Below are 13,235 nucleotides of genomic sequence, written 5' to 3' on the forward strand. Positions count from 1 at the left end.
TATTTTTTTTGCCCAGAGTTTTTGTCGCATTATTAAAAACAACAGTGAAGGTACTTTTAGCAGCAATTTGAGTTTACGCTCGTTTTGAATGAGAAACTCCCAAAACTATTTTGTTATTTTAGCTAACCAATTAGTTCCCTGAGATTATGTCATCACCCGATTTTAACTACACCGCCAATAAAGATCATACATACGATGCCATAGTTATCGGATCGGGCATTAGTGGGGGATGGGCGGCTAAAGAACTTTGTGAAGGCGGTTTAAAAACGCTGGTTTTGGAACGGGGGAAAAATGTGGTGCATTTAAAGGATTATCCCACAGCTACGAAAAATCCATGGGACTTTAAACATCATGGCGAATTGCCAATAAAGTTAAAAGAAGAAAATCCGGTAGTTAACCGCTGCTATGCGTTTGACGAAAGCACCGAACACTTTTTTGTGAAAGATAAAGACCATCCATACATTCAGCAGAAACCTTTTGATTGGATACGGGGTTACCAGGTTGGCGGTAAATCGCTTTTATGGGCCCGGCAAACCCAGCGCTGGAGCAAATTTGACTTTGAAGGGCCGGCCCGTGATGGTTTTGCGGTCGACTGGCCGATAAGGTATGATGATATGGCGCCTTGGTACAGCTATGTAGAAAGCTTTGCAGGTATCAGTGGTAATCATGACGGATTGGAAACCCTGCCCGACGGTGAATTTTTACCACCCTGGGAGATGAACACCGTGGAGAAAGTTATGCAGCAACGCATAATGGCCAACTATAAAGACCGGAATGTTATTATAGGCCGTTGTGCTCATCTAACGAAACCTAAAGAAGTACATTTGGCGCAGGGCCGCGGGCAGTGCCAGTCCCGTAATCTTTGCCAACGGGGATGCCCGTTTGGCGGGTATTTCAGCTCAAATTCGTCAACTTTGCCAACAGCGGCCAAAACCGGCAATCTCACCATTTTACCCGACTCGGTTGTGCATTCCATCATTTATGATGATAAAAAGCAAAAAGCTACAGGTGTGCGGGTGATTGATGCCCATACTAAACAGGCGACAGAATATTATGCTAAAATTATTTTTGTAAATGCTGCTGCGCTAAACACCAACCTGATATTGCTTAACTCAACCTCGTCACGTTTTCCTAACGGGTTGGGTAATGATAATGGCTTGCTGGGCAAATACATCGCGTTCCAAAATTACCGGGGCTCGTTATCGGCCCGGATGGAGGGTTATGAGGATACCTATTATTACGGCCGCAGACCAACTGCTGTTATGATGCCGAACTTCAGGAATGTGCACAAACAGGAAACTGATTTTCTACGCGGCTATATGGTGTTTTATTCGGCAACCCGGGGCGGATGGGGACATTATACGCCTGGCAACCAAATAGGGGCAGAATATAAAGATGGGATATCGGAGGCCGGTGACTGGGGTGTTTATATGATGATGCAGGGCGAAACCATCCCGAAGGAAACAAATCGTGTTTATTTGAGCAAAGAGCAAAAAGACGAATGGGGGATACCCTTGCTCACCGTATCGGTTGATTATGACGATAACGACGAAAAATCGATGCGTGATTTTTTACAACAGGGCGCGGAAATGCTTGAAAAAGCAGGCTGCAAAAACATCAGCCCCAACGACATTAAGCAAGCGCCGGGCCTCGATATACACGAGGTCGGCGGTGTACGCATGGGCCACGACCCGAAAACTTCGTTATTAAATAAATGGAACCAACTGCACAGCTGCCCAAATGTATTTGTTACCGATGGCGCCTGTATGACATCGACCGGGACGCAAAACCCATCGCTTACTTTTATGGCTATAACTGCACGTGCGGCTAACTACGCTGTTAATGAAATAAAAAAGGGCAATCTTTAGAAACAAATTCACTTTATTTCAATCAAATAAACAAAACTTAAAAATCATGTTAGTTACAACAAGCACAAGTTTAGAAGGTTACAAAATAACCCAGCATTTGGGAGTTATAAGAGGTATCACGGTTCGCTCACGAGGCCTTGGCGGTAATATTTTAGGAGGGTTACAAACGCTGGCAGGCGGCAAAAACTCCATCTATACAGAATTATGTGAAACTGCCCGCGAGGAAGCCTACCAGTTAATGATGCAACATGCCCAGCAACATGGAGCAAATGCCGTTATCAATATGCGTTACGATGCCAACGAGGTAATGCAGGGTGTTACCGAGGTTTTGGCCTACGGAACAGCTGTGGTGGTAGAGAAAATATAGATAATTTATTAACCGGTTACGGCCAGTCATTTCTTAACATCAGGCGATGCGTTTGGATTTTTGGCTGTATCCGGTATTTTATCAGGATTGGTGGATGGAGTTTTGCCATCACCGGGATTGTTTTGGCGGGTATTTTCAATTACGTCCGCCGGTTGCCTGTTATTTTTGGCGGGTTTAAAGATAAAGTAGCCGGATACGACGAGGATTACTATCAAAATGGCAGTAATTAAGTATACCTGTTGAATTTTGGCCTTGGGAATGACCGTTTGCTTTCGTTCGTGATGCACGGTAGTTTGAATTACCGCATTTAGGACATAACCCTTTTTAGGAACGGTTTCAATCAACGTTTTATCGTTATCATTAAAAATCTTGCGCAGGTACGAAATTGCCTGGGTAAGCCCTTCATCGGCATTGCCATAATTATCCCATACCTCTTTTGTAAGTAATTCACGGGTTACCAATTGGCCGTTATGCTCGGCCAGTACACAAAGCAAATGCATCAGCCTCGGCTCAAGCCTCGACTCTTTTGGCTGGTTACCTTGCTTTACAAAGCCAAGCAGCGGGTTTACCAGGTACTGGTCGTTTATTAGAAATGGCTGTTCAATCATCTCCCAAAAATAGTAAAAACAAGGTCGACTTTTATCCCACAGAAAACCTGAACATTTTATGAAGCTTTTCTATAGGCATGTTTGACCGGCGGCACAATAGTTTTGAGCCATCATATAAAAATATCATGAACAAAATAAAATTAAACCTAGCAATAATCGCTGTTGGTGTAGTTATGGCACATAGCTCATTTGGCCAGGCCAAATCGGCCGACGGACGAGAAACAGGATTTACAGCGGTCGCCGCGGTAAATGAGGAAAATTTGTTAAACACGGTTACCTCTACAGGCCCGGATGGCACCCGTTATAAACTGACACAGATTGGCGACCTGTTGCCGAGGCTTTACGTAAACGGCAAGTTAACCCCAACCAACCGGCTTAATGATTATGCGCCCTTGCTTGACAAGCTAAATCATTTGTTATGGGCACAACAAAAGAAAGCGGCCAGCCAAAACCAAGCAATGAAGAGCGCCCAACAGCAGGCAATAGTAAATGACCTGGTAAAAGACGGGTTGGTAAAAAGCGACGTAGATGTGGTTTCGTTCCGACTGACGTCAGGTGAATTTACCGTCAACGACAAAAAACAATCCTTCGCTGTGTTTAATCGCTACACAAAAAAATACATAAACAACGGCGATAAAATTTACCAGTTTAATTACTCATCAAACTAACCAATGAAAGCATATTTTATTTTGTTCGTAATGTTAATTACTGCAATTGCTGCGGACGCACAAAAGTTGAACCCATTCAGGCCGGAAGTAAACGGGCGGATTAACAACGTAGAGAACAACCTGGGCGGCTGGGTAAAAATACAAGGCAGCACCGGCTGGAATATTCGCGCCAGGATGGCCTACTACCATATAAATGGCTTGAGCATAGCCATAATAAATAATTATAAAATTGAATGGGTGAAAGGTTACGGCTGGGCCGACACAGCGTTAAAAATTCCGGTAACTACAGCAACGCTTTTTCAACCCGCATCCGTAGGTAAGTCTATACACGCTGTGGGAACCATGAAGCTGGTGCAGGACGGGAAACTAGACTTGAACCGCGATATAAATGATTATTTGAAGCGATGGAAGTTTCCATACGATTCGGTAAGTCGCGGCAAAAAAATAACGACCCTGCAATTGCTTACCCACACGGCCGGCTTATCGGTACATGGCTTTGATGGGTATAAATGGGGGCAACCGCTGCCAAATATCATACAGATACTTGATGGCCGGCCACCGGCAAACTCCCCGGCAGTGCGGTCGATATTTGAACCCGGGATAAAATTTGAATATTCCGGCGGCGGATATACCATTTCTGGTTTAATGGATGAAGATGTTACCGGGCAGCCTTACGCAAGCTATATTTCCAAAACCGTTTTTAAACCTTTGGCGATGACCAATACTTTTTATTATTCGCAGCTAACTGGCAAACAAAAAAATAATTTGGCAACAGCATATCGGTCTGATGGAAAAGATATTGGATGCAAGTATCATATTTATCCTGAAGATGCATGCGGTGCATCGCTTTGGACTACACCAACCGACCTCGCAAAGTTTATTATAGAATTGCAGTTATCACTCGAAAATAAGAGCAACAAAATACTTTCGGCTGCAACTATCAGGCAAATGTTTAGCCCGCAGGTTGGGAAGGATAACGCCGCCGGGTTTTTTATCGAACAAAAAGGAAATGATAAATATTTTCATCACGACGGGTTGAACGAAGGGTTTGTGGCTGATTATTACGCATCGGTAAAGGATGGCAATGGTGTTGTAATTATGGCAAATACCGATTTGGCTGCCTATATCGACATCACCGAAGAAATCACTAATAGCGTGGCGACGGTTTATGGATGGAAAGGTTTTTACACACCTGTTTTAAAAAAGGAAATAAACGTGCCCGATAGCATTACAAACAAGTATTGCGGCAAATATAAATTTCGCGACGACTCGGAACAATCGGTGACCATTTTTAAAAAGAATGGCAAATTATGGTTCCACGACAGCAGTTCACCATCGCCATGGCTGATGCATTTCAGCAGCAATACTGATTTCTTTTTTTATGAAGTAGTGTTCAATATCCATTCTTTTACTTCCAATCCAAAAGGAATCATCGATGGATTTATGATAAAAGCGCCGGACGGTTCATTTAAAGTGAAGAAAATATAAGCCCGAAAGTCCGGAAGTCAGAAAAGTCCGAAAGAAATAGTTTGATAAGATATATTTCGGCTCACCAACTGATTGCAGCTTCTTCCGGACTTCCGGACTTTCCGACTTTCGGACTAAAAATTTACTACTTTTGCTGGCTAAATTAGCTGTATGCAAAAAAGCAGACTTACGCTGTATATTTTTATCGCGCTTATATTAGGTGTGCTGGCGGGATACCTTTATAACATTTATGTTATAGATTCTGTCAACAAGAATTTAAATGTCGCTGAGGCCAGCATTAAAAAACTGGATGCCCGGCTGGCATTAACCGATAGTACTACTGCGGCATTTAAACCGCTTAAGGCCCAGCGTGCCGCCCAAGCCGATTTGCGTAAAGCTGCCGACACGCTTCGCGAAGACAAGCTGGAAGGCTTCACCATTTTAACCACCATCTTCCTTAACCTGATAAAAATGATCGTGGGGCTGCTGGTGTTTTCTACACTGGTGGTAGGTGTTGCCAAGGTTGGCGATATAAAAGCAGTTGGACGTATTGGAGGTAAAACTTTGCTGTGGTTTTTAAGCGCAACGCTGGTGTCGCTTTTATTGGGTATGCTGCTGGTTAACCTATTTCAACCCGGTACCGAAATGCACTTACCATTGCCGGACAGCCATTTAGCCACTGGCATTAAAAAGTCCGGTATCTCGTTTAAAGATTTTATCGACCACGTATTTCCGAAGAGCTTTTTCGATGCAATGGCCAAAAACGAGATACTGCAGATTGTAGTTTTCTCGATATTCTTTGGCATAGCGACTGCCGCGATAGGCGAAAAAGGAGAGATACTAATAAAAGCGATGGATGCACTGGCCCATGTTGTTATGAAAATAACTGGCTACGTGATGATGCTGGCACCTTTGGCGGTGTTTGGCGGTATTACTGCAGTGGTTGCTAAACAGGGGCTTGGCGTTTTATCAACCTATGCCGTTTTTATAGGCGAGTTTTATTTTTCGCTTACCGTGCTTTGGGCAGTTATTATTTTTGCCGGTTTTGTGGTGCTCCGCAAGCGAGTATTCAACCTGGTTGGCAAGATAAAGGACGCCATGCTTATAGCTTTCAGCACTTCGACCAGCGAGGCTGCTTATCCGAGAGTATTGGTGGAACTTGAACGTTTTGGTTGCAGCAACAAAATTGTGAGTTTTGTTTTGCCGCTGGGTTATTCCTTCAACCTCGATGGTTCTATGATGTATATGACTTTCGCCTCCCTGTTCCTGGCACAGGCATACAATATGCATTTATCCATTGGGCAACAAGTTACCATGCTGCTGATATTAATGCTTACCAGCAAGGGCATAGCAGGTGTACCGCGAGCGTCGCTGGTAGTGATTGCCGGTACCTTACCTTTATTTAATATACCTGAAGCGGGGTTAGCGTTAATTCTTGGTATTGATCCTTTGCTTGATATGGGGCGTTCTGCAACGAATGTTTTAGGAAATGCAATGGCGACGGCAGTTGTGAGCAAATGGGAAAATGAATTGACAGAAGAAAGAATTAGTGAATTAGTGAGTTAGTGAATTAGTGATTGTTTAAGCATCTGTTTTATATTAACAAATTAATACATTATGAATGAGAATAGTTCTAAAGTCGATTTTGCGGAAATAATGCGCAATCGCACTAAGAAATTTGTGGTTGATAATATTAAGTTCTTTCGCACTTTACCAAAGACCGAGGAAGCAAAAATCATTGGCAGACAATTATTGCGGTCTTCATCATCAGTAGGAGCGAACTACAGTGCAGCCTGTCGTGCAAGGTCACAAGCCGAATTTCATTCCAAGCTATCCATTGTAGTTGAGGAAGCCGATGAATCAGTATTTTGGATGGAAATTTTGGTCGAAGCGCAAGTAGTGAAATCATCGGAACTTAACTATTTATCAGACGAAGCAAACCAAATTCTAAAAATTGCATCAGCATCAAGAAAAACTGTATCATCAAAAAATAGATAACTTTTCAATTCATGAATTATTTCATTAAATCACTAATTCACCAAATCACTAATTCACTAACTGCTTAAATATGTCTGACAAGGCGAAAAAAATATTCTTTACATTAACCATCGTTGTTCCTTTCTTGTTGTATTGCGTTTATTATTATAGCCATATGATAAAAAATGCGCCGTATAAGTTTAGCGAGTTTAAATCATTTGTGATTAAATACGGTACCAGCGATAGTATGGTTAATACCTATAACTCAGCAACCGGCGATTATCAATATTTAAATCGTAAAGATTCACTGGTGAAAACCAACCTGCCGCTACACAGCAGCGATTTGCTTTACCTGCACCGTAAAGCGGCTGAACTTGGCTTTTGGGATTTCCCGGTACAGGAACTGGGCGACAGCAGCAAAATTAAAGGGAAGCCGTTACGCTATTATATAGAATTTAACTATCAGCGTAAAAGCAAAAAGGTGTGGTTTGATGAATCATTTGACCGCGACCTGAAGCTGAAAGATGCCAATGAGACTTTTATCAAGGAAATACAGCGCGTTTTAGGCGAAGCAGAAGAAAAGAATAAAAAGTAATTGAGGTGTTGTTTATTGCGATATGAATTCCTATATTTGCACCTCGAATTTTAAAACAATAATTAACAAACAATGTACGCAATAGTAAGTATAGCCGGACAGCAATTTAAAGTTGCAAAAGACCAGCAGATCTTTGTACACAGATTACAGGGTGATGAGGGCGCTAGTATTGAATTTGACAACGTATTGTTAGCTGAAAACGAAGGTGAATTTAAATTAGGTTCTGATTTAAAAAGCGCTAAAGTATCTGCTAAGATAGTGTCTCATTTAAAAGGTGATAAAGTAATTATCTTCAAAAAGAAAAGAAGGAAAGGTTACAAAAAGAAAAACGGTCACCGTCAGCAATTTACCAAGATAGAGATCACTGGTATAACATTATAATTAAAGTTTAATCGAATCCGCCAGCTGGTGGATCATAAAAAATATTAAGAAATGGCACACAAAAAAGGGGCCGGTAGTTCCAGAAACGGCCGCGAGTCACATAGCAAACGTTTAGGTATCAAGATATTTGGTGGTCAACCGGCAATTGCAGGTAACATCATCGTTCGTCAGCGTGGTACAAAACACAACCCAGGCCTGAATGTAGGTATTGGCAGAGACCACACCTTATTCGCTTTGGCTGAAGGTATTGTAACATTCAAAAAGAAAGCAGACAACCGTTCATACGTATCTGTATTGCCTTTTGAAGTTGCACCGGTTGCTGAAGATGCAGCACCTGCACCAAAAGTAAAAGCAGAGAAAAAAGTTGTTGAAGCAAAAGCACCAGTAGCAGAAGCTGCACCGGTTGCTGTTGAAGAAACTCCTGCTGCTGAAGAAGCAGCTCCAAAAAAGAAAGCAGCCCCTAAAAAGAAAGCTGCTGACGCTGAAGAAGCTCCTGCTGCTGAGTAATCAGTATAAAGCTAATCATATTGAAAAGCCCGGATTTAGAAATAAGTCCGGGCTTTTTGTATGGGTGTATTTGGACGCAATATATTGTGTGTCTTGATTTTGTTACCTGTCAGCGGGAGACGCGAAGCATCGCGTCTCTACAAAGGGAATGTCAATATGTGGGGGTGTTATAATTTCGTTGATGTGCTATCTTTCTTCAGCCCGAACGACATCAGCGTAAACGAACTGTTTTTAAATATCACTTTGTTATCAGCAAAAGCCGGCGCTTTAAACCTGGCATAGTCTTTATTGGTTAACAAAACTATGCTCACATTATAATGCTGGAATAGCTTTGCTGCATTTGCCGGGGCAGATGTGCTCAAATAACTTAACATAGCGTTTCTGTCGTTTTCTCGCTGGTCATAACTGATATACGGATTTGAGAAATAGGTTTCAACAGAAACCATTTTAATAGCCGTAGGCATCACCGGAAATAATGACAAATCGTGCTCACAAAGCAGCACGTTATTAAGCGGCACGTTTTTGCCGATAAAGTTGTAGATCTCTATTTTGTCTTTTTCATTACCCTTATCGATGGCTGCCTGCCTTAGTTCTGAAAAATCATACCGGTTGCTGTACACCGGGAAATAGATTACTGCGAATAGCAGCGATATACCGATAAAAACGTTAGTTGAAATAGTGCCGCTAATTTTTGTTTTACCTTTGACTATCACCCTGTTATATACCAGTTGCAATAAAAAGATAAACCCAAACGCGAAGAAAACGGATTGCAGCGCCTTTAAGTAAAAAAAGTAATGAAATGCCGGAATAGTATCAGGGAGGTGAATAATATTTAAGCGGTTTAATGTGGGGATCACCGATTCATACAGGTACATTATCATCGTAATAGCCAGCCAGTTAAACAGTATTTTTCTAATAATTCCGTTTTCGAATTTTAAATAGAACCAAATAACACCAACAATCGCGACCAACAGACTGACGTTGAGGTTTGCTTTTAGCAGTGCTACCGATTGTTTTCTTTCAAAAATGCCGGGTGCACATTCCAGGATTGCACGGTTAACAAAATGGAAATCATATTTACCCCATACGAAATAAAGAAACGGAAATGCGCACAATAAAAATGGTATGGCTGTAATAACACCTTGTAAGATGTATCTTGTTACCTGGTTGTATTCTTTAGCTTTAAGAGCCGCAATTATATTTTGTAATTGTAGTATTACCAGCAACAGGATAACGATAATGGTTGGCGCCGAATGGCCAAGAAAAGTTATACCAATAGATGCCCCAAGTGCAATAAACCAGCCCATTTGCTGGGTAGAGTATGCCTTATAGCAAAGGATTATGTTTATGTAAAATAAAAACTGTACAAATGAATCGGATATGAGCCATGGGGAATAAGTTGCCGAACCCCAACAAGGTAAATTGCCATTTGTAAAAAACAGGAAGGCAAGTAAACCTGCCAACGCCACTCTGTAATCAAATAGCTTAATCATCATTACAAGGAAGGCAATGGGGCTTAATATGTTTATAAACGCGCCAGCCCTTGCCACTACAATATTAATTGGCAAGCCGGTAAGTTTTACAATAAACGTCTCAGATAAAAACAGCAGGGGGTTATACCACATGTACTGGCCGGCATAATTAGCGTCCTGCCCGTAGTTGCCATTTAGGGTTGTGCGAATATAAGCAATGTCTCGGTCAAAATCGGGCTCGCTGGCCCAGTGTAAGTCGTGTATTGTTCTGTAACATTGTACAAGTGCGGCGGCAATCATAACAATGCATGCTAACCAGTACTTGGTATTATCTTTGGGTTGCATGCTACTGGAATCGGCTCTAATCATTAGGGGGAATGATATTTAAATGTATTTAGTGTATGTTCTTTATACTACTAAAATTGCCTTTAAGTTACACTTAATTGTTGAAAAACGAAAAAGAAGAATGCCCATATTTGCGCTGCTCACTAAACGCCGGGTGATTGCTTAAATTTTGCATTGATTGATGTTCAACAATCAATAAACCGCCGGGCAACAGCAGGTTTTTCTCGAAAACTATCTTTGGAATCTCCGGAATTTGGTTCATATCATAAGGAGGGTCGGCAAATATCAAGTCATACTTGTCGGTTTCCAACTGCAGGTATTTAAAAACATCGTCCCTAAAGGTTTTAATATTAGTTAAACCGTGCTGGCGGGCGGTATCCTTAAGATAATGTACACATTGGATGCTTCTGTCAACAGATATCACCTGGGCTGCACCGCGCGATGCAAACTCCATTGAGATGTTCCCGGTGCCGCTAAACAGGTCAAGCACGCGGATGTCTTCAAACTCAATTTTATTTTGGAGGATATTGAAAAGCGCTTCTTTGGCCAAATCAGTAGTTGGACGCACGGGCAGGTTTTTCGGCGGATTCAGCCTTAACCCCTTTAAACGGCCACCGATGATCCGCATAGCGATAAAGCAGCCAGTGACAGCAATTTATGTGATTGAATTTGACCGGGAAGTTCGAGCACTTTTAAACCGTTGAGTTCAATTTTTGGGAAAAAGTATGCAAGGCGTATAAGGTTCTTATCGCCCGCGGCAACATCACCGCTGATGACAAGCGTAATGTTTTGGGGTTTTAAGTTGAGTTCTTCTGCAACAAATGAAGCGAAATAGGCCAGTTCATCCTCGCTTCTAAAATCGAAAGTGTTATAAAAACGAAGTGTTTTCAACGAAAAATAAAGCAATTGCACTTTATCTTTACTTACATCGAGGTATAAGTTGTTGTTTGGCGGATTGCTGTTTGCAATAGATTTTATCCATCCTTTACCAGTATAAACCGCGTTTTGAAGCCCAAATCTTTCAACCGCAGATATAAGGCCGGCGTCAGTTTTATAAATTATAGCATTAATATCGTCGAGCGGCTGGGCGAAAACTTTTTCGTTTTCTTTAACATCAAGGAAACGTGCAAAGCCCGAAACCCTTTCCTCGCGGAACAGGCTGTTCGGAATGAGCGTCAGACCTGAAGCAGGCATGCCGATGATGACCTTTTTGTAAGTGGCCGACAATAAATCGTTCAGAGCCATTGGCTGAAAAAGCTCTTGAAGGTCACAGTTTTGTGCCGAAACCAGCAAGTACGTATCATTTACAACCGCATAGCTAAATGAGGTTGGCTCTACCTGTAGCAATAGGGTGTAGCTATAAGCCTGGTACAGGTTAAAAGTGTTATCGGTATAATTGTTAGTGTCGCTCATGCAGATAAGCAAAAGTAATTATTTTTTATCATTTGCTATCTGCAATATTAACGTGGGTTTGCTTTATTAAATATCGGTTTGATTTTAATGTTGCAGTAACTTGTGTGTAGAAAACTTAAAACCCAATTGCGGCGAATGCAGGGTAGAGTAGTCCTCCTGGATTTCTGTCGGCGTCACCTGTTTTTTGATTCTGATAAAGTACTTTGTAATAGCTGGCTGATACAAATTTTCGAGCACATAAGTTATTAAAAGAATAACAGGTAAACTAACCAGCACATACACCGTTACGTTGTGAATGAGTATTGAAAAAACAAAAAGGACAGTATAATGGGTAATATACAACGGATAAGAATATTTCCCCATAAAGCTGCCTGATCTGTTGATGAAGTCCACAACTTTATCCTTTATTTTTAACACATCAATAAGATAGCCTACACCCATATAAACATAGGCAAGCGTACTGTACACAATTGCGTTTTTTAATGGCATATACCTGATTGTAAGCGCTATGATAACAAAAATGGTATGTGCTATCATTACGTAGGCCAACTTGATTTTTTTTCCGGACGGCGGCAATTGCAAACAGTACCTGAAGAACGGTATACAGAATATTGAGAAGATAAAGTATTTGAGCGGGTCGTAAAAATTTGGTGAGAATTGCATGCGTGAGATTAACGGCAGTATGCCCAGGCTAAAAAGCACTGTGTATTTTTCTGCGTAAAAATAGTCGCGGTATTGGTAAATATAATATCCAACAAGCCACACCGATGAAAATGCGAATACGGCAACAATATGGGTAAATACATCGCGGTCAGTTCTTAAAAAATAAACGGGTATAGCAATCAGCGACATGGCAAACCAACACAGTAAAGCTTTTTTTTGATTGCGGCCAATAGTAAAGGCAAACAATACATAGAAGCCAACTTCGAATGATAATGACCATACAGGGAGATTACTCTGGATACTTGGAACCACGTAGCCCATATAATCTTTCATGGTGCTCACGAAAAAGAAATTACCGATAGTGGTTTTTACAGAAGGAAAGGCGGTACCTGTAACATACAGCGCCAAAAACGCGAGCAGCATACCCACAATAAACTGGGGATAAATGCGGATGAACCTGTTTTTGCAAATGCCAGGGCAGACTTTGGCTTCCTGCTTTCAGTAAGATTAATTACTAGCCCTGATAACATGAAGAACATAATTAATGCATCGGTACCCCAGTAGGCCGTAAGCCTGGTTGGGTGGCCGGTTGGTGCAAGAAAAGCGATATGCCAGCCTAAGATAAATACTGTTGAGATGCCCCTAAGAAATTCGAGGTAAATTTTTTTCATATTTTTTGACAGGCAGGCTGTAATGGTAAACCGTAAATAGTCCACTCTCAACCAGCTACCCCCACTTTTACGAAATGATGAACTATTTGTTACGCTTTTTATTTTTTTTGATTACACCGATTGTGAAATGATTACACCGATTTAAATTTGTTGATTCACTTTGATTTTTGTGGTGAAATTGCAGACGGTTTTTCGCGCATTACATTATGGCGCTAATCCATATTAATAATTCA

The 13,235-nt window shown here is 41.5% G+C and carries 15 protein-coding genes; 9 read left to right on the plus strand and 6 right to left on the minus strand.

Features of this window, described 5'->3' with window-relative positions:
- Positions 1 to 146 precede the first annotated feature (146 nt).
- Together Q0R52_RS21070 and Q0R52_RS21075 are read left to right on the plus strand one after the other, a co-directional pair.
- The gene (locus Q0R52_RS21070) at positions 147 to 1,868 is read left to right on the plus strand and encodes a GMC family oxidoreductase (protein WP_295798126.1); all 1,722 of its coding nucleotides are present in this window, start codon (positions 147 to 149) and stop codon (positions 1,866 to 1,868) included.
- Positions 1,869 to 1,914: 46 nt separating this feature from the next.
- Positions 1,915 to 2,235 (plus strand): YbjQ family protein, encoded by a 321-nt coding sequence (locus Q0R52_RS21075; protein ID WP_295798128.1) that lies wholly within the window; start codon positions 1,915 to 1,917, stop codon positions 2,233 to 2,235.
- A gap of 26 nt (positions 2,236 to 2,261) precedes the next feature.
- Here the strand turns inward: Q0R52_RS21075 and Q0R52_RS21080 are convergent, their stop codons facing one another.
- The gene (locus Q0R52_RS21080) at positions 2,262 to 2,843 is read right to left on the minus strand and encodes a winged helix-turn-helix domain-containing protein (RefSeq protein ID WP_295798131.1); all 582 of its coding nucleotides are present in this window, start codon (positions 2,841 to 2,843) and stop codon (positions 2,262 to 2,264) included.
- 125 nt (positions 2,844 to 2,968) lie between these two features.
- Between Q0R52_RS21080 and Q0R52_RS21085 the strand changes: the two genes are divergently transcribed.
- From Q0R52_RS21085 to rpmA, 7 genes are all read left to right on the plus strand, one after another.
- Positions 2,969 to 3,511, plus strand: coding sequence for a hypothetical protein (locus tag Q0R52_RS21085; protein WP_295798132.1), 543 nt, complete (start codon positions 2,969 to 2,971; stop codon positions 3,509 to 3,511).
- Positions 3,512 to 3,514: 3 nt separating this feature from the next.
- Positions 3,515 to 4,999, plus strand: a complete 1,485-nt coding sequence (locus tag Q0R52_RS21090; RefSeq protein WP_295798134.1) for a serine hydrolase domain-containing protein — start codon at positions 3,515 to 3,517, stop codon at positions 4,997 to 4,999.
- 150 nt (positions 5,000 to 5,149) lie between these two features.
- Complete coding sequence (locus tag Q0R52_RS21095) at positions 5,150 to 6,544, plus strand: dicarboxylate/amino acid:cation symporter (RefSeq protein ID WP_295798136.1); 1,395 nt, start codon at positions 5,150 to 5,152, stop codon at positions 6,542 to 6,544.
- 51 nt (positions 6,545 to 6,595) lie between these two features.
- Positions 6,596 to 6,976 (plus strand): four helix bundle protein, encoded by a 381-nt coding sequence (locus Q0R52_RS21100; protein ID WP_295798139.1) that lies wholly within the window; start codon positions 6,596 to 6,598, stop codon positions 6,974 to 6,976.
- A gap of 70 nt (positions 6,977 to 7,046) precedes the next feature.
- Positions 7,047 to 7,550, plus strand: a complete 504-nt coding sequence (locus Q0R52_RS21105; RefSeq protein ID WP_295798142.1) for a hypothetical protein — start codon at positions 7,047 to 7,049, stop codon at positions 7,548 to 7,550.
- Positions 7,551 to 7,622: 72 nt separating this feature from the next.
- Positions 7,623 to 7,931: a 50S ribosomal protein L21 gene (gene rplU / locus Q0R52_RS21110; RefSeq protein WP_295798144.1), complete on the plus strand. Its 309-nt coding sequence runs from the start codon at positions 7,623 to 7,625 to the stop codon at positions 7,929 to 7,931.
- 51 nt (positions 7,932 to 7,982) lie between these two features.
- Entirely contained in the window at positions 7,983 to 8,438 is a 456-nt protein-coding gene (gene rpmA, locus Q0R52_RS21115; RefSeq protein ID WP_295798147.1) for a 50S ribosomal protein L27, read from the plus strand.
- 167 nt (positions 8,439 to 8,605) lie between these two features.
- Here rpmA and Q0R52_RS21120 read toward each other — a convergent pair whose 3' ends face one another.
- The 5 genes from Q0R52_RS21120 to Q0R52_RS21140 all read right to left on the minus strand — a co-directional run bounded on the left by Q0R52_RS21120 (position 8,606) and on the right by Q0R52_RS21140 (position 13,002).
- The gene (locus Q0R52_RS21120) at positions 8,606 to 10,279 is read right to left on the minus strand and encodes a hypothetical protein (RefSeq protein WP_295798152.1); all 1,674 of its coding nucleotides are present in this window, start codon (positions 10,277 to 10,279) and stop codon (positions 8,606 to 8,608) included.
- Between the two features lie 70 nt (positions 10,280 to 10,349).
- Positions 10,350 to 10,883 (minus strand): 16S rRNA (guanine(966)-N(2))-methyltransferase RsmD, encoded by a 534-nt coding sequence (gene rsmD / locus Q0R52_RS21125; RefSeq protein ID WP_295798155.1) that lies wholly within the window; start codon positions 10,881 to 10,883, stop codon positions 10,350 to 10,352.
- Entirely contained in the window at positions 10,859 to 11,668 is an 810-nt protein-coding gene (locus Q0R52_RS21130; protein ID WP_295798156.1) for a DUF3822 family protein, read from the minus strand. The genes rsmD and Q0R52_RS21130 overlap by 25 nt, the downstream gene beginning before the upstream one ends.
- 84 nt (positions 11,669 to 11,752) lie before the next feature.
- Positions 11,753 to 12,754 (minus strand): hypothetical protein, encoded by a 1,002-nt coding sequence (locus tag Q0R52_RS21135; protein ID WP_295798160.1) that lies wholly within the window; start codon positions 12,752 to 12,754, stop codon positions 11,753 to 11,755.
- Positions 12,700 to 13,002 (minus strand): hypothetical protein, encoded by a 303-nt coding sequence (locus Q0R52_RS21140; protein WP_295798162.1) that lies wholly within the window; start codon positions 13,000 to 13,002, stop codon positions 12,700 to 12,702. Before Q0R52_RS21140 ends, Q0R52_RS21135 begins: the two co-directional genes overlap by 55 nt.
- Between the last annotated feature and the right edge of the window lie 233 nt (positions 13,003 to 13,235).

This window comes from Mucilaginibacter sp. (assembly GCF_025359345.1).
In the GTDB taxonomy this organism is placed as follows: Bacteria; Bacteroidota; Bacteroidia; order Sphingobacteriales; family Sphingobacteriaceae; genus Mucilaginibacter.

Coding starts and splice junctions, on each gene's coding strand:
- Q0R52_RS21070 (WP_295798126.1), top strand. CDS start 147: ATGTCATCACCCGATTTTAACTACACCGCCAATAAAGATCATACATAC.
- Q0R52_RS21075 (WP_295798128.1), top strand. CDS start 1,915: ATGTTAGTTACAACAAGCACAAGTTTAGAAGGTTACAAAATAACCCAG.
- Q0R52_RS21080 (WP_295798131.1), bottom strand. CDS start 2,843: ATGATTGAACAGCCATTTCTAATAAACGACCAGTACCTGGTAAACCCG.
- Q0R52_RS21085 (WP_295798132.1), top strand. CDS start 2,969: ATGAACAAAATAAAATTAAACCTAGCAATAATCGCTGTTGGTGTAGTT.
- Q0R52_RS21090 (WP_295798134.1), top strand. CDS start 3,515: ATGAAAGCATATTTTATTTTGTTCGTAATGTTAATTACTGCAATTGCT.
- Q0R52_RS21095 (WP_295798136.1), top strand. CDS start 5,150: ATGCAAAAAAGCAGACTTACGCTGTATATTTTTATCGCGCTTATATTA.
- Q0R52_RS21100 (WP_295798139.1), top strand. CDS start 6,596: ATGAATGAGAATAGTTCTAAAGTCGATTTTGCGGAAATAATGCGCAAT.
- Q0R52_RS21105 (WP_295798142.1), top strand. CDS start 7,047: ATGTCTGACAAGGCGAAAAAAATATTCTTTACATTAACCATCGTTGTT.
- rplU (WP_295798144.1), top strand. CDS start 7,623: ATGTACGCAATAGTAAGTATAGCCGGACAGCAATTTAAAGTTGCAAAA.
- rpmA (WP_295798147.1), top strand. CDS start 7,983: ATGGCACACAAAAAAGGGGCCGGTAGTTCCAGAAACGGCCGCGAGTCA.
- Q0R52_RS21120 (WP_295798152.1), bottom strand. CDS start 10,279: ATGATTAGAGCCGATTCCAGTAGCATGCAACCCAAAGATAATACCAAG.
- rsmD (WP_295798155.1), bottom strand. CDS start 10,883: ATGCGGATCATCGGTGGCCGTTTAAAGGGGTTAAGGCTGAATCCGCCG.
- Q0R52_RS21130 (WP_295798156.1), bottom strand. CDS start 11,668: ATGAGCGACACTAACAATTATACCGATAACACTTTTAACCTGTACCAG.
- Q0R52_RS21135 (WP_295798160.1), bottom strand. CDS start 12,754: ATGCTGCTCGCGTTTTTGGCGCTGTATGTTACAGGTACCGCCTTTCCT.
- Q0R52_RS21140 (WP_295798162.1), bottom strand. CDS start 13,002: ATGAAAAAAATTTACCTCGAATTTCTTAGGGGCATCTCAACAGTATTT.